The 20,425-nt window shown below is 47.8% G+C and carries 35 protein-coding genes; 28 read left to right on the top strand and 7 right to left on the bottom strand.

The window, feature by feature from the left end; all coding sequences use genetic code 11:
* Positions 1-16: 16 nt before the first annotated feature.
* From NSS78_RS16245 to NSS78_RS16205, 9 genes are all read left to right on the top strand, one after another.
* Entirely contained in the window at positions 17-187 is a 171-nt protein-coding gene (locus NSS78_RS16245) for a hypothetical protein (protein WP_342468198.1), read from the top strand.
* Positions 188-499 carry a hypothetical protein gene (locus NSS78_RS16240; RefSeq protein ID WP_342468197.1) on the top strand — a complete coding sequence of 104 codons (312 nt, stop codon included), beginning with the start codon at positions 188-190 and terminating at the stop codon, positions 497-499.
* 3 nt (positions 500-502) lie between these two features.
* On the top strand, positions 503-715 hold the full coding sequence (locus NSS78_RS16235) for a hypothetical protein (RefSeq protein WP_342468196.1): 213 nt from the start codon (positions 503-505) through the stop codon (positions 713-715).
* On the top strand, positions 716-1,480 hold the full coding sequence (thyX, locus tag NSS78_RS16230) for an FAD-dependent thymidylate synthase (RefSeq protein WP_342468195.1): 765 nt from the start codon (positions 716-718) through the stop codon (positions 1,478-1,480).
* Between the two features lie 134 nt (positions 1,481-1,614).
* The gene (locus NSS78_RS16225) at positions 1,615-1,992 is read left to right on the top strand and encodes a 3D domain-containing protein (protein WP_342468194.1); all 378 of its coding nucleotides are present in this window, start codon (positions 1,615-1,617) and stop codon (positions 1,990-1,992) included.
* Positions 1,993-2,004: 12 nt separating this feature from the next.
* A complete protein-coding gene (locus NSS78_RS16220) occupies positions 2,005-2,286 on the top strand; it encodes a hypothetical protein (protein ID WP_342468193.1) in 282 nt (93 codons plus the stop codon).
* Entirely contained in the window at positions 2,286-3,053 is a 768-nt protein-coding gene (locus tag NSS78_RS16215; protein ID WP_342468192.1) for a hypothetical protein, read from the top strand. The genes NSS78_RS16220 and NSS78_RS16215 overlap by 1 nt, the downstream gene beginning before the upstream one ends.
* Positions 3,050-3,604, top strand: a complete 555-nt coding sequence (locus tag NSS78_RS16210; protein ID WP_342468191.1) for a dephospho-CoA kinase — start codon at positions 3,050-3,052, stop codon at positions 3,602-3,604. The genes NSS78_RS16215 and NSS78_RS16210 overlap by 4 nt, the downstream gene beginning before the upstream one ends.
* Positions 3,605-3,768: 164 nt before the next feature.
* Entirely contained in the window at positions 3,769-4,713 is a 945-nt protein-coding gene (locus NSS78_RS16205) for a DNA cytosine methyltransferase (RefSeq protein WP_342468190.1), read from the top strand.
* On the opposite strand, the gene NSS78_RS16200 is transcribed toward NSS78_RS16205, so the two are convergent.
* Positions 4,692-5,066, bottom strand: a complete 375-nt coding sequence (locus NSS78_RS16200; protein WP_342468189.1) for a hypothetical protein — start codon at positions 5,064-5,066, stop codon at positions 4,692-4,694. The genes NSS78_RS16205 and NSS78_RS16200 overlap by 22 nt on opposite strands.
* Positions 5,067-5,143: 77 nt before the next feature.
* Between NSS78_RS16200 and NSS78_RS16195 the strand changes: the two genes are divergently transcribed.
* Genes NSS78_RS16195 through NSS78_RS16175 form a run of 5 tightly spaced genes read left to right on the top strand, consistent with a single transcriptional unit; the run spans position 5,144 to position 7,503 of the window.
* Positions 5,144-5,527 (top strand): sigma factor-like helix-turn-helix DNA-binding protein, encoded by a 384-nt coding sequence (locus NSS78_RS16195; RefSeq protein WP_342468188.1) that lies wholly within the window; start codon positions 5,144-5,146, stop codon positions 5,525-5,527.
* Positions 5,527-5,685 carry a hypothetical protein gene (locus NSS78_RS16190; protein ID WP_342468187.1) on the top strand — a complete coding sequence of 53 codons (159 nt, stop codon included), beginning with the start codon at positions 5,527-5,529 and terminating at the stop codon, positions 5,683-5,685. The genes NSS78_RS16195 and NSS78_RS16190 overlap by 1 nt, the downstream gene beginning before the upstream one ends.
* Positions 5,686-6,174, top strand: a complete 489-nt coding sequence (locus tag NSS78_RS16185; protein WP_342468186.1) for a hypothetical protein — start codon at positions 5,686-5,688, stop codon at positions 6,172-6,174.
* A 41-nt stretch (positions 6,175-6,215) separates the two neighbouring features.
* A complete protein-coding gene (locus NSS78_RS16180) occupies positions 6,216-7,061 on the top strand; it encodes a helix-turn-helix domain-containing protein (RefSeq protein WP_342468185.1) in 846 nt (281 codons plus the stop codon).
* Between the two features lie 16 nt (positions 7,062-7,077).
* Positions 7,078-7,503 (top strand): hypothetical protein, encoded by a 426-nt coding sequence (locus NSS78_RS16175; RefSeq protein WP_342468184.1) that lies wholly within the window; start codon positions 7,078-7,080, stop codon positions 7,501-7,503.
* Between the two features lie 79 nt (positions 7,504-7,582).
* Here NSS78_RS16175 and NSS78_RS16170 read toward each other — a convergent pair whose 3' ends face one another.
* The 5 genes from NSS78_RS16170 to NSS78_RS16150 form a co-directional block, all read right to left on the bottom strand.
* Positions 7,583-7,711, bottom strand: coding sequence for a hypothetical protein (locus NSS78_RS16170; RefSeq protein WP_253622932.1), 129 nt, complete (start codon positions 7,709-7,711; stop codon positions 7,583-7,585).
* A 243-nt stretch (positions 7,712-7,954) separates the two neighbouring features.
* Entirely contained in the window at positions 7,955-8,290 is a 336-nt protein-coding gene (locus tag NSS78_RS16165; RefSeq protein ID WP_253622196.1) for a hypothetical protein, read from the bottom strand.
* Complete coding sequence (locus tag NSS78_RS16160; protein ID WP_342468183.1) at positions 8,287-8,481, bottom strand: hypothetical protein; 195 nt, start codon at positions 8,479-8,481, stop codon at positions 8,287-8,289. The genes NSS78_RS16165 and NSS78_RS16160 overlap by 4 nt, the downstream gene beginning before the upstream one ends.
* A gap of 102 nt (positions 8,482-8,583) precedes the next feature.
* Positions 8,584-8,856 carry a hypothetical protein gene (locus NSS78_RS16155; RefSeq protein WP_342468182.1) on the bottom strand — a complete coding sequence of 91 codons (273 nt, stop codon included), beginning with the start codon at positions 8,854-8,856 and terminating at the stop codon, positions 8,584-8,586.
* Positions 8,857-9,207: 351 nt separating this feature from the next.
* On the bottom strand, positions 9,208-9,354 hold the full coding sequence (locus NSS78_RS16150) for a hypothetical protein (protein WP_180310264.1): 147 nt from the start codon (positions 9,352-9,354) through the stop codon (positions 9,208-9,210).
* A gap of 118 nt (positions 9,355-9,472) precedes the next feature.
* On the opposite strand from NSS78_RS16150, the gene NSS78_RS16145 reads away from it, so the two are divergent.
* From NSS78_RS16145 to NSS78_RS16125, 5 genes are all read left to right on the top strand, one after another.
* Entirely contained in the window at positions 9,473-9,697 is a 225-nt protein-coding gene (locus NSS78_RS16145) for a helix-turn-helix transcriptional regulator (RefSeq protein ID WP_326040912.1), read from the top strand.
* Between the two features lie 1,001 nt (positions 9,698-10,698).
* Positions 10,699-10,989: a hypothetical protein gene (locus NSS78_RS16140; protein ID WP_342468181.1), complete on the top strand. Its 291-nt coding sequence runs from the start codon at positions 10,699-10,701 to the stop codon at positions 10,987-10,989.
* Positions 10,986-11,273, top strand: a complete 288-nt coding sequence (locus tag NSS78_RS16135) for a hypothetical protein (protein ID WP_342468180.1) — start codon at positions 10,986-10,988, stop codon at positions 11,271-11,273. The genes NSS78_RS16140 and NSS78_RS16135 overlap by 4 nt, the downstream gene beginning before the upstream one ends.
* Positions 11,274-11,389: 116 nt before the next feature.
* Entirely contained in the window at positions 11,390-11,674 is a 285-nt protein-coding gene (locus NSS78_RS16130) for a hypothetical protein (RefSeq protein WP_342468179.1), read from the top strand.
* A 96-nt stretch (positions 11,675-11,770) separates the two neighbouring features.
* Positions 11,771-12,307, top strand: a complete 537-nt coding sequence (locus NSS78_RS16125) for a hypothetical protein (protein ID WP_342468178.1) — start codon at positions 11,771-11,773, stop codon at positions 12,305-12,307.
* Between the two features lie 17 nt (positions 12,308-12,324).
* Here NSS78_RS16125 and NSS78_RS16120 read toward each other — a convergent pair whose 3' ends face one another.
* Entirely contained in the window at positions 12,325-12,870 is a 546-nt protein-coding gene (locus NSS78_RS16120; protein ID WP_342468177.1) for a tyrosine-type recombinase/integrase, read from the bottom strand.
* A gap of 101 nt (positions 12,871-12,971) precedes the next feature.
* Here NSS78_RS16120 and terL point away from each other — a divergent pair, with 101 nt between their 5' ends.
* From terL to NSS78_RS16075, 9 genes are all read left to right on the top strand, one after another.
* A complete protein-coding gene (gene terL / locus NSS78_RS16115) occupies positions 12,972-14,738 on the top strand; it encodes a phage terminase large subunit (protein ID WP_342468176.1) in 1,767 nt (588 codons plus the stop codon).
* Positions 14,739-14,755: 17 nt separating this feature from the next.
* Positions 14,756-15,181: a phBC6A51 family helix-turn-helix protein gene (locus tag NSS78_RS16110; RefSeq protein ID WP_326040918.1), complete on the top strand. Its 426-nt coding sequence runs from the start codon at positions 14,756-14,758 to the stop codon at positions 15,179-15,181.
* A 3-nt stretch (positions 15,182-15,184) separates the two neighbouring features.
* The gene (locus tag NSS78_RS16105) at positions 15,185-16,774 is read left to right on the top strand and encodes a phage portal protein (RefSeq protein WP_342468175.1); all 1,590 of its coding nucleotides are present in this window, start codon (positions 15,185-15,187) and stop codon (positions 16,772-16,774) included.
* Positions 16,774-17,604, top strand: coding sequence for a phage minor capsid protein (locus tag NSS78_RS16100; RefSeq protein ID WP_342468174.1), 831 nt, complete (start codon positions 16,774-16,776; stop codon positions 17,602-17,604). The genes NSS78_RS16105 and NSS78_RS16100 overlap by 1 nt, the downstream gene beginning before the upstream one ends.
* Before the next feature lie 63 nt (positions 17,605-17,667).
* Positions 17,668-18,354, top strand: coding sequence for a Clp protease ClpB (locus tag NSS78_RS16095; RefSeq protein ID WP_253622206.1), 687 nt, complete (start codon positions 17,668-17,670; stop codon positions 18,352-18,354).
* Between the two features lie 11 nt (positions 18,355-18,365).
* A complete protein-coding gene (locus NSS78_RS16090) occupies positions 18,366-19,469 on the top strand; it encodes a DUF5309 family protein (protein ID WP_003212730.1) in 1,104 nt (367 codons plus the stop codon).
* 50 nt (positions 19,470-19,519) lie between these two features.
* Positions 19,520-19,804: a hypothetical protein gene (locus tag NSS78_RS16085; protein WP_253622209.1), complete on the top strand. Its 285-nt coding sequence runs from the start codon at positions 19,520-19,522 to the stop codon at positions 19,802-19,804.
* Positions 19,804-20,013, top strand: coding sequence for a hypothetical protein (locus tag NSS78_RS16080; protein ID WP_253622210.1), 210 nt, complete (start codon positions 19,804-19,806; stop codon positions 20,011-20,013). Before NSS78_RS16085 ends, NSS78_RS16080 begins: the two co-directional genes overlap by 1 nt.
* Before the next feature lie 15 nt (positions 20,014-20,028).
* Positions 20,029-20,415, top strand: a complete 387-nt coding sequence (locus NSS78_RS16075; protein WP_301288922.1) for a hypothetical protein — start codon at positions 20,029-20,031, stop codon at positions 20,413-20,415.
* Positions 20,416-20,425 lie beyond the last annotated feature (10 nt).

Raw genomic sequence — 20,425 nt, 5'->3', positions numbered from 1 at the left:
GAAGGGAGGCGGCGAAATGCGAAAAGTTAAAATCGAAGGATACGTAATTTACGACAAGGATGAATTAATTCACGGAACTTGTGTGACACACGAAATCGACCATTGGCTATTTAATGAAGACTATGTTCGCGAATGGTCTTTTAACGCTGTCTCAGACGAGGAAGTTGAGTATGAGGAGGACGAATAGATGACGAAGTTGCCGCCGAGAAAAAGCGGGAAGACGTCTGTTCATGCCGAACAATTCGAACTAACTTCGGAATACGCACTCGACTTCATTGCGCTGCGTTCAATCGTCTATAGGACGCCGATCAAGACGACCTTACGCTGGGCCAACAAAAACGGCAGCGGATTGTGGGTTAATTTCGGATGGATAAACGAGGAGGAATACAATTCACTAGAACGAGACGTCTATGAAATGATCGTATTTTACGAAAACGTTAGCAGAAACGAAGCAAAGCGGAAGTATAGACGAATTGCGAAGAAGATCAAGGAGGCGTAATTTATGGGATTCGAATATGGGTCGTTATTTGTACACGATAGAAAACTGTGGTTTTTCGAAGGATATTCGACGAATGAAGAAATGTACCAAACGCTCAAATTACGAGGGGCTGGCGGTCTCCAAGTAGAAGCGTTAGCATCCGAATGTTATTTCTTGGGCGCGCCGAGCGAATTTGACTACGAAGAAATAGAACAGAACGCAAGGAGGGGCGGCTAAATGGCGGAAACCAAAATGAACGTACAGCTACTCGCACATACGCAATTAACGCAAGAATTTTTCGATGTTGCCGGTGACGAATTTCGCGACATTTTATTAAATCAACTTGCGACGGATGGGCAGGTCGTCGCCTTATCCGCAATCAGAACGTGCTACAGCGCAAACAAGCCGTCCGAAATCGTAGCCAAAGAAGGCGCCAAGTATTTCGGCTCTAAGGCGTCAGATGGCGGCGGGGGCACGGACGCCGACCGACTATTCCGACAGATCGTCGCATCAAAACACACGTCAACACTTGAACACCTAACGTTCACCTTTGCGATCGAAGGCGTTAGCCGGGCTTTACTGGCGCAATTAACACGGCACCGAGCCGGTTTTAGCTTCAGCGTCCAATCACAGCGTTATGTACGTATGGGAAGCGGCGACCGATCGGGCGGGTTCGATTATGTGGTTCCGAAGGAAGCGAAGATAGGGGCGGCAGAATACGTATTTGTTAGCGCAATGGAGGCGGCGCAAAAGGCTTACGATGACCTCCGCAAAGCAGGCGTGCCAGCCGAAGATGCACGCGCCGTCCTACCGCAAGCTGCGTCTACTAATCTCGTAATGACCGTTAATCTGCGTGCTCTACTAGACTTCTACGCTAAGAGACGGAAAGGTAACGGCGCCCAGGCGGAAATTGCCGACCTAGCCGAAACCTTACGCCAAGAAGTAACCGAAGTCGAGCCGTGGACTGCGCAATTCTTCGAGGGGGTGTCTGCATCGGTATAATAACGACCATGACGCTTGCGTGCGGATTATTATGTACGCAGCAACCCGCGGCAGAAAAGCCAGCGCCTATATTAACGGCTGATCAAGCGGCTTTACAGCGAGCCAATCAGCGCATCAAGACGTTAGAAGGTGAAGTGAAGACGCTAAAGAAGACGAAGGCTAAGAAATCGACGGTCAAGCATCAGACGCAATCAAAGCCGAAGCGCTCGTCATCTAAAACTTACGAAGTGACTGCGTATACGAACGGTGCCGAGTCTACGGGCAAGTCAGCCGGACATCCCGACTATGGCATCACGGCAAGCGGAGTACGTACCAAAACGGGCCATACGATCGCCTGCCCGCCGTCAATGGCGTTTGGCACTCGGCTGAATATTGAGGGCATCGGCGTTAGGGTGTGTGAGGATCGCGGCGGCGCAATTACGGAAGGACATATCGATCTATACGTTGCGGGCGTGGGCGAGGCGCGTAGCTTCGGCCGGCAGCGGCTAAAGGCGGAAATTATAACGAAATAGGGAGGCGTAATAATGGGTGATAAATGTCTTTGGAATTTCGGGTGGCATATGGATTACGGAAGCCTCGAAGGTTTATTCGTCGCAACGGAAGAAGCGGTCGTTAACCTGGTCGGAGAGGAACTATATTTCGGTGAGGTTAACGGGAAGCATAGCGAAATTTTTGGTGTTGTCGAAGAAGGCGACATTGTGAAAGTCGACTTAGATACGGAAACTATTGCGAAGGTTACAGCGGTTCTAGGAACGACTTGGTCCGGTTACAACCCGTTGAATTATCTCGAAGAGGAGGCGTTCTAATGACGGAAGAAAAACGCACTATACACGTATTAAAGGACGAGAAGCTCGGCGTAGACCGCGAATATGTTGCGGTGGATAGGAACGCGGAGGTTGGCGAGAAGATCGTTATAACTAAAGCTGAATACAACGAAGGAGAAATTTACGAAATAGGACATTACGGAAAAGTCTACATTGCTAATGGAGAAGGCGAGGTCAGCGTCGATTTCATCGGGTTTGATAACAGTTTCGTCGATGACGACGGGAAGTGGTTTGTCGGGGATGGAGAATGCAGTGACTACCACGTACTCGAACCGACCGACATCGTCCACATAGACGGTGAGCGCTACCGTATGGAAGACCGTAAGGCGGAAGTAGGCGAAAAGATTATCGTAAATAAAAGCTATGACATGCCAATCGGTCATATCAGCGTGGTGAAAGGTAATGACGTTATGTATGACGATGGTTCTTGTTATTTGGAAGACGAACTCGGCCGTGAGGATTATTTCGACGGAGAAAGCGACCAGCTTCTCGTCCTCACTCCGGTCCAAGACGATGCCGAACCGAAAGAATCCGACGTCATCACCGTACTTGCCAATCTAGGCGCAGAAGTGGCGGAATTAAAACGTACCGCCGCCCGCCATCAAGCCGAAATCAACGCCCTCCACGAAGATAAAGTGCGCCTCGGCGAACAGCTCGCAACACTAACGGCTGACATCGGCATCCAAACGGGGCTGAGCGGCTCATTCATTGCGGAGTTACTTATCGGATTAAAGAAGGCCGGCCTATGAAACTCGCAATCACGGGTAAGCTGGGCGCCGGCAAAGACGAAGCCGTCAAGTATCTCGTAACTATGTACGAATTCTTTCCGTTTACGTTTTCCGCAAAAGGTAAGGCGCTATTTTACGAGTTATTTCCGGAACTGCGAGGCGATTCAAAACAGCGCCAACCCATGCGTGATTTCATTAACGGAATAACGGAGCTAGATGTACCTGGCGCAAGCAACGTATGGGTCGCTTATTTGTTCCGCCGTATCAAAGACCACGAACATTTTCGGAATGGGCGTCCAAGCAACGTGTTAATTACGGATATTCGGAAAGAAGCGGAATATAGACGTGCAAAAGCGGAGGGCTTTAAAATCCTGCGAATCTCCGCCGACTCTGTTACGCGAGCCAAGCGTGCTAGGTGTCGGGGTGACGTATTTAATCTAAATGATTTAAGCCATCCGACAGAAACGGCGCTCGACCATTTCGAAGTTGATTACGAAGTCGCAAATGACGGCACGCTTGACGATTTATATGCGCGACTGGACGAAATTATGGCGATGGAGGGCGTTAAATGACGGAGGTTCCGAATCATGAACCTAATCCGCAAGATGGACGTTATTCTTCTCGTTATTTATCTAGAAAGCGAACGGTTTTATGGGATGAGGCGGCTTACACTGTTTTAACAAGTCCTAGAGACGTATCACTGCATCCCGGGTCGTTAAACGAAAGGAGCGAATACATGGGCGAATTTAACTTAACACCGCAACATACAGCGAATGGTCTCACCGTACTAGAACTATTCTGCGGCGGAGGTCTCGGCGCTGTCGGCTTCAAAGCGGCCGGCTTCGATATTGTAAAGGCGCTCGACTTCGATAAAAACGCAGTCAAAGCGTATCGACACAACTTCGGAGATCACGTAGAACAAGCGGACATCAGTACGGTTGATATCGGCTCTCTACCGAATACCGACGTCATTTTTGGCGGCCCTCCGTGTCAAGATTTCTCCGTTGCGGGCAAAGGCGCAGGCGCCGACGGAGAGCGCGGCAAGTTAGTATGGCGCTATCTAGAAATCATTGCCGCCAAGCATCCGAAAGCATTCGTGTTTGAAAACGTTAAGGGGTTGATTTCGAAACGCCACCGCGCGACATTTGACGATCTATTAACGAAATTCAGCGAAATCGGCTACGAAGTTTCTTGGCAGCTAATCAACGCGTGGGACTACGGAGTGGCTCAGAAACGCGAACGTGTGTTTATCGTAGGAACGCGAAAAGACCTCGGATTCAATTTCGAATTTCCGAAGCCGTTAGAAGGAGATTATAGGACGAAAGTGTTGCGGGATGTTATCGGAGATTTACCGGAACCGTATTCGCAGGACTGTTGTAAGTTTTGGACGCCAAAGCGTGAATACTCGTACGATCAAGCTAACCGCGTACAATCGCTAATCAAACCGTCTAATACGATTCCTGCGCATCACAATAGCGGACAGCCGATCCACCCAACCGAAGCGCCTCGACGTTTCACAGTACGTGAGTGCCTCCGAATTCAATCGGTGCCGGATACCTACGTTCTGCCCGACGACATTTCGTTATCAGCGCAGTACAGAGTCGTCGGCAACGGCATCGCATCTCGTGTCGCATGGTATATCGGTAGCGCACTTTCGGATCAGCTCAAAGAGAACGCGTAGGTACCTTTCGGATAGGCTAAGTGCGGCTGCTTAGACGCCTCGCCATCGCCGATCAAATAAAATCGTATCGGTAGCTCACGATCTTCAAGGCCGGCACCTTCTAAAACGCGACGAGCCGCCTTACTATATGCGCGCTTATCGAACTTAAACGGCTGCACTTCCGTCTTTACTTTCTCCGGCTTCGCGACGACTAGGCAGCCTGCTTCAGCGTCATAGCCGATCGTAAGGTGAAACGGAGCATTTGACGGCAGACCTATCAGCGATCTAGCGGCCGAGTTAACGTATATGCGGCCTTGCTTATCTAACGAAATATAGGCGGTATCATTAACCGCGGAAATCCATTCTAATGCCATACGTACACACCTCGCTTATTTTATAAGACGATTATAGACGATTTACAGGCGGAAAGCAAACGAAGGAGGCGGTATTATTGGGCGCATCGACGAACAAGCCCGACCAACATCTGCGGTATGAAACGCAATATAAACTAGACGGACCCGACGGTGTCAAGGCGGTTTTAGCCGATTACACAACGCTCAGACAACGGCGCTTCTTAGGCGACATGGCTGCTTGCGATATTCTAATCGACCTAGACCGCGCCATCGAATTGGCGGCACTGACCGGAAAGCAATACGAGGCACTACGTCTAGTCTATTTCGATGACCTATCGCAAACACAGGCGGGCGCGGCGCTCGGTATTACGCAGCAAGCCGTGGATTATGCGATTAACGCTGCGGTAAATAAGATCGTCGATATTTACTACTATTGGGCGTCACACGGCGAAGGTTACGGAACGAAGAAAGGGGCGGTTTGATGCTTAAAGTAAGTATCACGAGTCGTATGAAACAGTTCCTATGCGACCATCATTACTACCCGATAGCCATTGCCGAATTAGAGGATCGATCTAGTAAGGTTGTGTACGGCTGTGAAAAATGCGACTACATTTTAATATCGAAAAGGGAGGGCGCTTAATTGACGAAGGAAGAACTACACGAAGCCATTTCGGCTCTATACGAACGCACAAAAGCCGGCGCCTTAGAGCGCGAAGCACGCATATTGGAAATCGACGTTTTACTTGCTAAGTACGACGGCACACCGCCGGCCAACGCACTCGAACGTCTGTCCGACTTAATCTTATACGAAGAACTATCGGATACGCGTCGCAATAAAATGTCAGCCGAAGAATATCCGATCATGTCCGAACGCATGGAAAAGACACGCAAGACCGGTGAAGCATCCGATAAAATGGCTGAAGAATACGACATCACTGGCGCCAATTACGCCGTACCTAAACGTCGTACACGATCACCTTACGATAATTTATTCACGGACCGCCATGCAAAATCACGTAATAAGACGGCGCGCAAACGATACAACGCTTTTGTAAGCGGAAAGTCTAGCGGTCAATTCACCGTAAATATAGCAACCGGCATCAAAACGGTAAGGTCAGACGCTCAATAGGCGTCTTTTGTTTTGCGATAAATACGAAAAGGGGCGGTTTGATGAAGGTGACAAAATATGATCGCGTAGTAAATGAGGACGGAGAGCTCGGTGTATTTGTGCCGGACGCTATAAAAGCCGTCATTAGAACGCCGGAAGAACTCGAAAAGGCACGGCTGCGTGCGACATTAGCGCCGAAGAAACGGTTTCATCATGGGCGCAATTACATCGTATCTTACAACGACACACTCAGCGCTATTATCCGCGACCTATCACTCACGGAAGCAGGCGCAATGGTTAAAATCATGCTTCAGCTACGCATCAAAAGCGACGGTAAGCTCGTCAAAGGGGCGGCTGGAGATCCGATGAATAAGTCGGACATAGCACGTTTGCTTGACCGTAGCCGCTCGAATGCTAATGCGTTAGTCGGCCGCTTGGTTGAACTCGGCTTGATCGAACTAAAATACGACGGCATTTACGTCAGCAGCCGCTTTCATACGATGGGTGGCCGCATTAAAAACGAAGTATTTACGAAGGTCTATACGGTCAAAGCGCGACAGACCATCGCTAATCTGCGCCTAAATGAAATCGGTATGCTTTACAAGATAATTCCGTTCTTTCATTATAGCGAATATTACCTTTGCGCCGATCCTAACGCAGAAAAGGCGGATATTGAGTACATTGGTCGCGAAACGTTAGCCGAACTAATCGGACATGACGCATCGACCGTTTCGAAAATCATGGGCCGTCTGCAAGGCGTAGGCGCCGTTTTAGTTACAGGAACACGCAACGAGGTACGTTACTTAGTGCATCCGGATTTATTGTTCCGCCAGCCCGAAGGATTTAAAACGGAATGGACGGTTGCCGTACGAAAGTTATTCGATGATCACGCCAAGAAGTCGCGATAAAATGGAGGTTGATATTATGAATATTAGAGAATGGTTTGGGATGATTCCATATTCAGAAAAGACAGAGGCTCAATGCGCCCTAGATCGAGTGTTGTCATTGCATAGAGAGGCGATAGTCAAATACCTGGCGGTGCCTGACTGCGGAAGCTTTTATGACCTAATTCATTTAGCAGAAAGGTCTGACAATAAATCAAGCGATGTCTTATTCTTAGCCTGGTTGAAAGAAAAAGGCATACCTCAAATGCGGCATATTGATTTTAGTAAGATAGCCGATCAAGAAAAATTCAGCTATATGATCAATGTTGACGAGTTTGCGCTACAATGTGAGATGGATTTTTCGGATCCTGAAGAAGTCCGCGGCTGTATAGTTTCGTTTTTGAGCGACTTAAAGTGGTATGCTATTATTACGGGAGGTGAGACGGATGATCAAAGCGATCACTAAAACAGGCGAACTAAAGCCAGGCGGATCGCCGTCTAAATAAACGAAAAAGGACGCCTTTGAGGGCGTCTTTATTTTTGCGCTATATTCGCTTAGTCATTCCGCACTTGGAACATTTACGGAGAAACACTCCGCCTTTGATCGAACTGTTAAACTTCGACGTATCGCAATTGTCGCAACGTCCGCTCTTAACGTCGGGCATATCGCGCATATCATAAACGACAGATACGTCATAATCGCCTGGCTGCGGTCTATTCACGTCTTTCACCTCACAACCTTCGTATTATAACGTATCTATGCGCTTATTTAAACAACCTTCCGAAAGCCCTTCCGACGCTGCGTCGCATGATGCGTCCTCCTACGTCGTTTTTCTTCACTGCGTTTACGTCTCCCAAAAATCTAGCCCATCCGTACAAGAATCTGCGGAATTTCATATCGTCGTCCTCCTCGTATTTTAATCGTCGATCACTTCGACTTTCTTATAGCCGGAGCCATCTTCGTACTGCTTTTTCGTAAACTCTACGCTGATCCGATCCCCGGGTTTAGCGTTAACTTTGTCGGGGTTAAAAGCGAAGCCTCCGTCATCTGCCGATACTGCGTAGTCTGCGCCTTCTACAATGTATTCGCGCTGTATCGTTTCTTGCGCCGTTTCTGCTTCGAGAGCCATGTCGTCAGCTACGCGGTAAGCAATATCGACGTCTTCGTTTAGTTTAGCTGCGTAAATTCCTAGTGCTGCGTTGCCCGCGAGTGATAGGCCGAGTAGAGCCGTAATCCATTTCGTCTTTTTCATCGTGATTCCTCCCGTTGGGTATTATTTTCGTATAGTTTTATATCGTATCCGAACGCGATTAGAGCGAGTCTAAAGCCGAAATCAAAGCCGGCAGGTGCGTCGTCGCGTTCTCTTTTAAATAGTTCGGCGGCTCGTTCGAGTGCTTTCGCTGGAACTACTGAGTCGTCCAGGGCCGTCAATTTTACGTCCATTAGGCAATCTCCTCCTCGATATTTAGAAGGCCACCGCAGTTCGGACATTTAGCGGCGGGTTCGATTTCTACGTCTAGCCGGGCGAATGAACAGTCCGGGCAGTTATACTCGATCAATGAAATCAAGTTCCTCTATTAGGTCAGCAACATCATCTCTGTCAATTTGATCAACGTTATTTCTTAACTCGCTTAGAAAAGCGACCATTGCTTTTTTACTAAACTTAGTTAATTCGATTACCGCACTATCTGTTTGAATGTGCAGGGTGATTTTATTCGCTTTATCCTCTAAAGAAAAGTCGTACAGCACTGTTCGATTTCTTAATACTTCTGATATTTGTTCAATTGTTAGTTCTTTTTTCTGGTCTACTTTAAACATAGGATATCCCACTTTCTGTATTTGGTAATATTCGTAAGGTTATCACTCTTTATAATTTTTTTTAAAGGGTTATTTAACAACGATTTTAGTACGCCAGCGCCGTCTAATTAGCGTCGTAATAGTCTAGGAAGGGACGGCTGCTCGACGTCTTATTTTATTAGCGTTTTTATTGCGACCGTGCCACCGAAAATGATTAACGTAACGACGGCTGCGAAGTCAATCGGCTGCATTGCGTTATAATCCGTGAACGCGATCCAAACGACCAGTACGATAATGAGCAACGTATCAACCGTATTAATTTTGCGCATGTGTGGTATAATTGATTGAACCGGGGCTTAACGCCCCGTCCGTTTACTTGCGACGTTTCTTCTTGGAGGGAGACCGTCGCTTTCTTTTTGCTTTCCGTTGCTTCTTCATTGCCGTGATTTCCATTGCGGTTTTGATGATCGCCAACCACGACGCAAGCAAGACGGATATTTTAGTAGCCAGTTCAATCAATTCGTGCACCTCCTTTCTGTACCTTTATTATACGATATCGTATAACGTATGTCAACGGTTATTGCGAAAAAATATTCGATATCGTATAATTACTTATATAAATACGGAGGTGGTGCGGATGAGCAAGCGCATAAATGTAAGGCCGCGTCTGAGAGAACTAATGAAGGCGGACGGTTGGACGCAAACAAGGCTATCGGAAGCGTCGGGCGTTCCGCAGGGTTCTATCTCGCGGTTCGATACGAATAGTCGGCACGAAGATTGGCAGGTCGTTGCGCTAATGAAAGCGGGCGGATGGAAGTACGAAGACCTGTTCGAAATAGAGGACGAAGAAGGCGGAGAGTAGGGACGTTCAGGACGAGCGTCTCTTTTTTGCGCCGAAAAACGGATGGTCGACGTTTCAGTGTGGCGAAAACAGAACAAAACGGCCTTTCAGTGTGGCGAAAACAGAACACGCTAAAACCACCTTGACGCTTAGAGCCACGTGGGATACAGCCGTTTTTAGGCGTTAACGTTGTCTTATTCTTAGGGGAAGACCTAGCGTCACTCCGTTCCGCAGATAACGCAATTGAATACATATATAGAAGGACGGCGGGGCTTTATTTGCGGACGAGGCGGAGCCGAGGGCGCTATCACTTAAGTACATACGGAAGGGACAACGATAATAGGACGGACACACAGACGATAACTAAACGTAAGGACTGCGTAGATATACTTGTGTAACATGCGGATATGCTGTCTTACGTTATAGAGAGACGTAACGCTACGTAACATACTAACGGTAGGGTGACGATAGGTAGCGGTTTATTAGCCGAATAGGGTACCGTCATACAGGCGCTATGTAACGGTAGGCACAGGCGGTGTATATAATATAGTACGAAGACGGACGGTAGGGTGACGGGGAGGGACAGGCGAAGACATCCGCAATCAAGCAAGCGCCGCCGGCGGACGAGGCCTCCGAAAACTCAGGGGGTTGAAAGCCGAAGCCAATCCGTTTATGCAGGATCGTATACATGACGGCCGGCATAGGCAGCCCGTACGAATGGTGGCATGGCGGGGCTGGCACGATGCATAAAGTTAATTCTTTTCGTTGCGCTGCTCGAACGGCTACCGACCGCAGTGCATCAACGTTTGTAGTCAACGCGAATGTAACAGAAAGTCTTTTTGTTACTTTCGTTATGCAACGTTATGAATGCGTTATTCAATAATGATCGCGAAAAATAAACGAAAGCCGCCCGCCCCCAAGCGCCCCGGCCAAAAACGCGGAATCTAGTAAACAAAACTTGCGCACAATTTTTTAAACTCGGGGTGTTAGGCGTACTACAAAACGGAAGAGGAGGCGGTCACATGGACGGATGCATTCGTATTGCGGAAAACAAATACTTGACGAGAGAAACTAGCGAAATGGTTCGCATCTTCTTAGGCGTTGATCGGCCGGAAGATTTAACGCAATTAGACGGCTATGAAATTAAGCAGGAAACTTTCGTAGATCCTAACGGGCTTACGTGGGGAACGAATAACTATCGCCTTATTGCGAAAAGTGAGGACATCCAACCGCAAGAGATTCCGTTGTGTCCGGATGAACCTGGCGTGTTCTATTTCGAGACGGTGACTATACGAGGAGGCGATCGCCCATGATCACGCTACCTACATTCGCCACCTGTGACGCATGTAACCAACGAACCGCCATCGAATTAAAAGAACGCGCCGTACGAAAAAGCGTCGTCGAAACGTACTTTGATTGCATCGTCTGCGGCACGCATTACCCGACCGCGATCACGAATAGCGCGTTAAGGACGAAAATAGAGGCGCTTAAGCAGCTACGACTTACGGACGAGGCAGAACCGGTGGCAATCGCCTCGTTAAAAGCGGAAATAACCGCCGATATGAAAGTATTGCGGGAACGATACGGACTAGCATAACGAATTTAACACGTAAAATGCACGAAATTAGACGTTTTGGTAGCCGACTAGGGTATTCGTAAGGGTAGACGGTGAAAAGCGCTGATTTCGTGTGATTTTGAAGGGAGGGCGGATAGATGACGAAGTATCGCAAAAGACCGGTCGTAGTCGAAGCGGTTCTTTTTGAGCGCGGTATGGAGGATGGCTACGCTAGTTATCCGGTATTTTCGGACAAATTAATCGGGTTCTATCCGAAAAGCGGACCGGTACCTAAAGCGAATAACAAGCCGGCGATCAAAACTCTTGAAGGTTGGTACGAGGTTGAAGTCGGAAAGCATTACATCGTTACCGGCGTTCGCGGCGAGCGCTATCCGGTTGAAAAAGAGATTTTCGAAGAGATATACGAAAAGGTTAACGAATAAACGCAATCAGAACGAGGCTTCCGGTCAGCGCCGGCGGTCTTTTTGTGCTTGCGTTAAAATGCGCAGCAATAAAACGGACAAAGGGAGATGACGTGAATGGCGGAAAACAAACGCGAATCAGTCGGCAATTTAAACGTAAAGGTAGACGTAGATGTTTCGGAGGCTATCAAAGGACTAAAAGCGGTACAGCGCGCGGCGAAAGAGACGGTGAGGTCTCTAGCAGAATTACGTAGCCGAGACGAAGATGGTGGTAAATACAACGAGTACATCAAACGTATTGAAGACGTGGTCGGACAAAGATCCGGCGAGAGAGCGATGACAAACGATATTATTTATCGCGCATACGAAACTAAGTACGCAGGTCCGTTGTTGTTCAGACGAGCCGCCGGCGTTACTACTTCGCTGCGGGCGTTAGTCGAAACGTTCGATGACGTTGTTTATTTATCTTATTCCGACAAAAAAACATTAGAGAACGAATTGAACGGAAAGATCGTATTTAAAGATCCTGGTGTTAGGCTACCTGGATTTGCATCACCGATAAGACTAATAACGATCGAGGTAGTCGACGTGAATAAAGAATCGACGATAGTTATCGACGGCGTCGCAAACACATCAGCCAAGGTATTCAGATAAATAAAAAGCACCACGACCTAAATCGCGATGCTCTCGTATGCGACCGAAATCTCGTCGGCCGTGATTCCTATATATTTCAGCGTATCTTTTTCGGACGAATGGCCGAGAATCGCTGCGATACGATCGACTGCGATATCCATTTCGTACAAACGGTAGCCAAACGTTTTTCTAAGCGTATGAGTACCGATATTGCCGATCTTTTTGGCGATCTCGGCGCGCTCGGCGGCTTCGTTTAGAATGCGATAGGCTTGGACGCGGCTGATCGGCTTGGCGCCCTTACGGCTTGCAAATACGTAGTCTTCGTCGGCGCCTTCGAGTTCATTGACGAGCTTTTTGACGGCGGCTGAAAACGTAATGACACGCGTTTTGCTACGCTTGGCTTCGGTTATTTTAATAGACGTTTGGCCGCGAAGATCCCCGATCTTAAGCGAAAGTAAATCGGAAATACGAAGCCCAAAAGCCGTCCCTAATTGCAATAACAGACGGTCTCGCCCCGGTTTGAGGGCGTTTTTTAGTTTATTGAAATCGCGTTTACTTTTGATCGGATTCACTGCGTTAGCCATCCATATCACTCCAATGTAATAAAATATTATTTTCGATACATTCAATATACGATAACGGATTAATAAAGTCAACGATAAATTGACGGAAGGAGGACGCTAACTTGGCGTATATTAACGGTAAATTCTTAGAACGAGAAGAAAGGCAGGCGCGCATCGAAGCGGTCACCAAGCGGCTGAAGAAACTGCGCGACATAATCAAAGCCGGAAAGCACAGCGACTACCACGTCGATCTTATGCGGAAGGATCGCGACGAACTCATTAAGTTGAAACGGGTACATCGCGCCGAGGTCGATATGCTTTATTTCTTCTACGAATACTTTTCGGAAGCACGGAACCCGGAAAATCCGGATAACCTCGTGCCGACGACCTCAGTAGACATGGACGATGCGCCGAATTTCCACGCCAAGTTATCGTCGATCCTCGACTCGGTATCTAACCGGAATAAAACGGCCCGTATCGCTTGGGCGGCTTCGAGGGGGCACGCAAAGTCGGCGTATCTATCGAATGCCTATCCGGTGCGCGAAATCGTCTATAAAAAGCGCCGAATGATCTTGATTATTTCGGAAACGAACGCTGGATCGATTAAGTTTATCAAATGGGTCGCGGGCCAACTTAAATACAACCAAAAATTGCGGGAGGACTTTGGCGAAGTCCTGTACGAGCAGAAAACGCGCAACGAAAAGGATTCCGAAACGGCTTTTATTACTACGACCGGAATCAAAATGGAAGCCACGTCGCTCGGGACGCAGATTCGGGGATTCCGTAATGGTTCGCAGCGACCGGATTTAGTTTTACTGGACGACTTAGAGTCGCTTGACTCGAACAATACGCCTGAATTGCGGCAGAAGGCGAAGGATTGGCTTAACCAAGACCTTATGCCTGCGGGTGATCCTACGAAAACAGCGTTTATTTTCATGGGAACACTTGTGCATTTCGATAGTTTGCTGAACTACGTATTGAACGAGCGTCGCGATTTTATTAAGAACAGTTTTCCGGCGATCATCAAGCCTCCGAAGAGGACCGATTTGTGGGCGGAGTTCGAACGTATATACAAAGAGTACGTACCAAGCGACGAAGAAGTCGAAGAGATGATGCAGGCGGAATCGGAAGACTCAATGTCCACGCCGAATGCGCGCGCAGCTATTAGTTTCTATGAAGAACACAAAGCGGAAATGGACGGAGGAGCCGAGGTTTTATGGCCAGGGCGATTTCCTTTGCCTGCACTGATGATCGAAAAGGTCAATATCGGCACAAAGGCGTTCAATACCGAATTTATGAATAATCCGATCGACGAGGACTCGCAGCTATTTAAGCCGGAGTCCTTTTCGTATTGGACCGATTTCAAACTCAATCGTAAAGAATACGCAATTTATATGGGAATTGACTTCGCGATGGGTAAAGAGCGTGGCGACTTTTCGGCTATTGTCACGATTGCCAAACATAAAAAGACCGGAAAGATATACATCATTGATGCTTACGGAGAACGGATTCACCCCGACAAGTTTCTTCGTAGGATTGTGGAGAAAGTCATCGAGTATCTACCGGATCGAATAGCGGCAGAGTCTCAAATGGCGCAAGAGTTCTTCATTGATACGCTGAAACGCGAGTTGGTAGTACAAGGATACCCGGCTGGATCGCGCGTCACAAAAATAAATCAACGATCGCGGAAAGAACTTCGTATCGAAGCGCTCATGCCGCAGATCGAAAAAGGTGAGATCGAATTTCACCGTAGTCAAACGCTCTTACTCGAGCAGTTTGAGCGGTACGGCTCGAATTGGCACGATGACCTACCGGATGCCTTAGAGATGGCGGTGAGTGTCAGTAAACGAGCTAAAACGGTGATTCAATCGAAGCCAAAGTTTATGTAACGAAAGGAGGACGTTAAATGTCGAGAGTTAAGCAGCTAGAGGCGCAACTGTCGTTTGAGAAGCGGAAAGCCGCCCAGGCCTGCGCTTTGAATGAAATTATGCCGGAAGGCGGCGAGAAGAAAACGCAGGAGCAACTCGCAGAAGAACTAGGGATGTCGCGAATGGGGTTGTATCGATGGCGAACGCAAGATTCCGCATTCATCGAATACATGAACTTACTCGCAGACGATATGCTATCCAGTCATAGAGCGAAAGTTTACGGTAAATTAATGACGCTGATCGACGGACCACAACCGTCCGTTAAAGCGATTGACTTATTCATGAAACGATACGGACTACTAACCGAGAAGCAAATTATTACCGACAACACAACAACCGACGAGTCAGTCGATGATATTCAAAATGAAGCGGATAAGTTAGACGCACTTCTAAAGGAGGAATAAGCGATGGGTTTTACGGACTTGTTTAAGCACCGCAACCACGAACCCGACGACGGATCGCATACTAAGACGTACAGTATCATCCGACCCGGCGCGCAGTTTCCACCGGCTGACTCAATCGAGCGTCTAGCAAAATATAGGCGTATGAAAAAGTTGTTTGAAGGACGGCAACGAGACGTTTACGAGCGTGCGACTGACGTACTCAAAGACTCGCCGCAAGCGGCGCAACTAAAGAAACTATATATCGCGGTCAATCTCGCAGACATTCTCGTCACGAAGCCGGCTGACCTTCTAGTAGGCGAACCGGTTCAGTTCGAAAGCGGCCTACCCGACGACAGCGAGGAACAAAAAGCTCTAAATCGCTACGTTGAGGAAAACGATATTAATCAGCTTCTTCACGAAAGCGCAACGGCTAACGGATTTCGAGGCGATTCGTGGTTTAAGGTGCGGTACGGATACCGTCAAGACTTTACGGAAGTTGAAAAGCTCAGGCTACCCGTGCCGGCAGACGCCGAGATGGAAGCGATTATCGAACACGTTAGCGCGGGCGCAGTCTTTCCGGAGTTCAGTGCCGGCAACGTCAAGAAGCTAAAGGCGGTCAATATTGCGCAGATTGAATGGGTCGAGACGGAGAAGACGGAAATTCCGTTTTTAAATGTCGAGCGACATATACCAGGCTATATCCTTTACTCGCGTTTCCGTTTGAACGAGAACGGAGTTGATACCTCAACAGGTACACCCATATCCGTATATAAAATCGGCGAACAACTTCCGACAGGTCGCGAAGAAGATATTGAAGAAACGCATCTGCCACATATCCCTGTTTTTCATGTTCCGTATAAGTCGATTGACGACGAGTTCTTCGGAATCGGCGGCTTAGAGAAGTTAGAAACAACGTTTGCTGCGATTAATGATCGCCTAGTGCAGATCGACTATATCCTATGGAAACACAGCGATCCTACTGCGTATGGTCCCGAGATTCAAGACGATGGCGATACGGTCCGGTTCGGAGGCGCATATATTCCGGTAACAAAAGACGATCCGACGCCAGGTTATATGGTGTGGCAGGCGCAACTAGACGCGGCTTTTAAGGAACTCGATGTCTTATTTAGTAGCGTATTTATGCAATCAGAAACACCGCAGTGGCTTTTTGGGACTGTAATGTCGGGAGATAACTCCGGAGGAACCGGAACGTCTCATACAGACGGCGCTGCAATCAAAGCTCGTTTTATGCCGATTCTTTCGAAGGTGAAACGAATTCGTGCGCACTACGATAAAGCGATCCGAGACGCGCTATGGACTTGTATGCTTTTGGAGAAGGCAGTCAAACGAATCAAGGTTGACGAAGCTGTTTATCCGCGAGCTATTTGGAACGACGGAATTCCGCAGAACGAGAAAGAGTGGGCGGAGATCATGCAGATCAGAACGGCAGGTAAGCCGACGCTCGACGTAAGGAGCGCAATCAAGGCGATGGATGACGTTGACGACGAAAAGGCAGACGAGATCATGCGCCGCATTGAAGAAGACGAAACGTCCGCAAATGGCTTTGTAGATGCGTCGATCTTTAATGAGCCGGAACCCGGGGACGATGAGTAATGGCGAAAGTACCGGCACCTAACTACGATTACCAGACGAATCAGCTTGCCGGCCATTATCGAACCGCCATAAAAGACATTCTCGCCGAGCTGGATCGCGTTGATATTTCGGATTTCCGACGAGCCAATGCGTTTGCGACACTTCAGTCAATCAGTCGCATTTTAGCCGATCTTGATACGAAGTCGGCGCGATGGGTTAGCGAAAACGTACCTATTGCTGCGAGAGAAGGCGTTATAAATACGCTTGTCTCACTTAAGGTCGCGGAGTCAGTTGAACAGGCGGCTCTTATCGTAAAGTTCAACGAGTTAAACGAAACAATGGTCGCGGCAGCTATTGCGGACACACAAGCGGACCTTCTAGTGGTCACGCAGAATGTAGACCGGAAAACAAAAGCCGCAGTCAGGCGCGCCGTTTCCGATTCTATAAAGTACAACATGGCGTCGGGCACAAACGGAAGACGGACGATAAGAGACGACATAAAAAAGCGACTCAAAGAATCCGTCATGACCGGAATCGTCGACGCAAAAGGACGGCGCTGGAAGCCGGAAGTATACGCAGATATGGTGACCCGAACGAAAATGATGCAGACATACCGCGAAGCAACGACTAACGAAGCCGTCGATCGCGGCGTTTTGTATGCGCAAATATCATCGCACGGGGCTTCGGATTACTGCCGTTTTCACGAAGGCGAGATCATGAAACTTACGATAGATGCGCCGGGTCCTTATTTAACCTACGACGAATTGCAGGCGACGGGCGAGATATTTCATCCGCGATGTAAGCACGTATATTCGCCGATCAGAAGCGAAGATTTATTGTCCGAACGTTAAGACGTTAAACTAAACGGCTGGTTTATCTAATAGGCGACGGCCTTAAAACGGTTGGAGGACGATATGTTTGTAAAACGATTTATGCCGTTATTTAACGCAGATGATCAAGCAGGCGGGGGTCAGGCGGAAGAACAAACGCCAACGCAACCAAGCGAGGATCAGCCGAAGAAAATCGAGCTTACGCAGGAAGAGTTTGACGAGAAGATTACGTCTCGCGTTAAACGCGCTGTCTCTAAATACGCAGACTATGACTCTTTAAAAGAGAAGCTAAGCGCGTACGAAAAAGCGGAGCAAGAAAAGGCAGACGCAGAACTGACGGAACTCGAGCGCATCAAAAAGGAACTCGAAGCGAAATCGGAGACTGAACAAACCCTTGCGAAGCAAATCGAGGATCTTAAAAAAGCGGACGAACAAAACAAAATTACGAACGAGTTTATTAAGATTGCTACGGCTCACGGCATCGCCTATGTTGACGACGCATTACGTCTCGCAGACTTATCGGGAGTTAAGGTCGATGAGGGTAAAGTGCACGGAATCGAGGGTGTTGTTAGGGAGATCGTTGACAATAAACCTTACCTGATTAAATCCACTCAAAATAGTAAGCCAATAGGTCAAGCTACAAATGGCGGCGGAGAATCGGGCGGGGAAATCAAGACTTTAGAAGCTCAACTAACTACTGCGAAGAAGGAAAAAAACTTTTCAAAGGTTGTTGAGATTTCTAACAAAATAAAGAGTCTACTAAATAACTAGGGGGAAATTAAATGTTAAAGAGTTATGATTTTAAGGATCAAGTACGTCAGTTGGACGCGGGAATCGAGCTAATTCTTCAAGACGAGCCGACTCTTTTAGGGCTTGTGGGACTAAATGGTGAAGCTCTCTTCCAAACTAAATTCGAGTGGATGTCAGATCGTTTAAACTCGAACTTAGCAACGATTAAAGAAGTGGGGGCAGACGGTAAGATTACGGTCGCAGAAGATGACGGATCTAAGTTCCGTAAAGACGCTATCGTTGTTGTCGGGGAGGAATATCTTAAAGTTACCGACGTTTCAGGCGATGTGCTGACAGTTATTCGAGGATTCGACGGCACTACTCAGGAAACGTTAAAAGCCGGTTCTGAATTGCGAATTGTTTCACGCCCGCAAAATGAAGGTGCAGGCGTAGGCATGGACGAAGGGCACGACCGCTATGTTGATTACAACTTCACGCAGATCATCGAAAGATATGCGGCAGTTTCTAACACACAACAAGCTGTTAGAACGCACAACGTAACGGATGAACTCAATTACCAAGTGCAATTAAGACTGAAAGAAATGGCGCGTGAGTTCAACGACTGGTTGATTTATGGACGTAGAATTGACGGTAAGCCACGTATGACTGGCGGACTTTTAAACTTCGCTAATCTTAAAGGATCAGCAAAAGCGAATTTAGAAGGAAAAGAAGTAGAAGCTAAAGATATTAACGCATTGATGGAGCAAGTTTATCTCCGAGGCGGTTCTGTGAATACAATCTTAACGAATACAGCGGGTGCTCGTCAGATTTCCAAAATGGCGACAGACACTATCCGAACTGAACGCACAGACGCAGCTACTGGCCACAGAATCAGCACGTTTGTTTCGGACATGGTTGGCGGCGGAGTCGCTACGGTCATTGTTGACCCTAACTTCCCGAAAGATAAGATCGCTTTGTTCGACCGCAGCATTCTTTCGTTACATCCTTTAACTGGACGTTCTGTATACGATACAGACGCAAGTGTTCCGGGCGCAGACTTTGTTGCAAGACAGATTCGCGGGGAATACGGAATCAAAGTTAAAAACGCTAACGAAAAAATTGCGATTCTCGAAAACATCGCAACGACTGTATCTTAATCGACGGGCTTAATTGCCCGTCTTTTATTTTTTGAAAGGAGGAAATACATTTGGCGATAACGGAGAGTCAAAAACAACGTTTAAACGAGTCAATGCCTATTGCGAATGAGTTGAAACTAGGTGACATTATCCAAAACCTTCAATCTTCTGAAGGCGGGTCATTAGATATTGAGGATGGCGCAATTAAAAATAGGCATATTGGGGATGGAGCTGTAAACTCTCGAACCATCGGAAAGGGCAGTGTTTTTCTCGATAATCTTAATACGGAAGTCAAGTCGATTTTAGACGATTATCGAAGTCGTTTGGAGGCGTTAGAGGGAAAGGGGTCTAGCTAATGGCTGTATATAAAGCGACACCTTTTTATATGATCGGAAGTTCTCAAAAGATTGTATTTGACCACAACGGAACGTATGAGACGGACGACCCGGACGAGATCGAGCTACTAGACGGTTTGTGCCCGAAGTGGGTTACTTGTATAAAATCGGAGGATAAACCGAAGCCGGCGCCAGCTAAAAAGCCCGCCAAGAAATCCTCCGCAAAATAACAGGAGGTGAGGCGATTGGCGGCTACGGTCGAAGGCGCAAACGAATATATCAATTCGATGTTAGTAGATATCGAGGATTGGATAGACGCAGAGGACGATAAGAAGGCGCGGCTATTAAACCGGGCTTCTTCGACTTTAACGCGTGTTTTTCCTGAATACGTCATACCGGACAAAGCAGTCTACGAGTTTGTTAACGTATTGGCGATCGCGTACAACGATACGAACCGATTGAATAAACACGGTATTTCCTCATACTCAATTACCGGCGTTGCTGCGTTTAACTACAAAGATACGTTACGTAGTGAAGACGAGGATCTTATACCACGCGAGTCTATCTCGGCCATCGAAGATGAAAACGGCGTCCAAATCGGAGGCAAGCGAATCAGAAGGACGGTGTTGTAGGTGGCGATAT

The organism is Bacillus sp. FSL W8-0920 (genome assembly GCF_038593215.1).
In the GTDB taxonomy this organism is placed as follows: Bacteria; Bacillota; Bacilli; order Bacillales; family Bacillaceae; genus Bacillus; species Bacillus pumilus.
The sequence above is the reverse complement of the archived record's forward strand: the minus strand, read 5'-3'. Positions and strand labels throughout refer to the sequence as shown.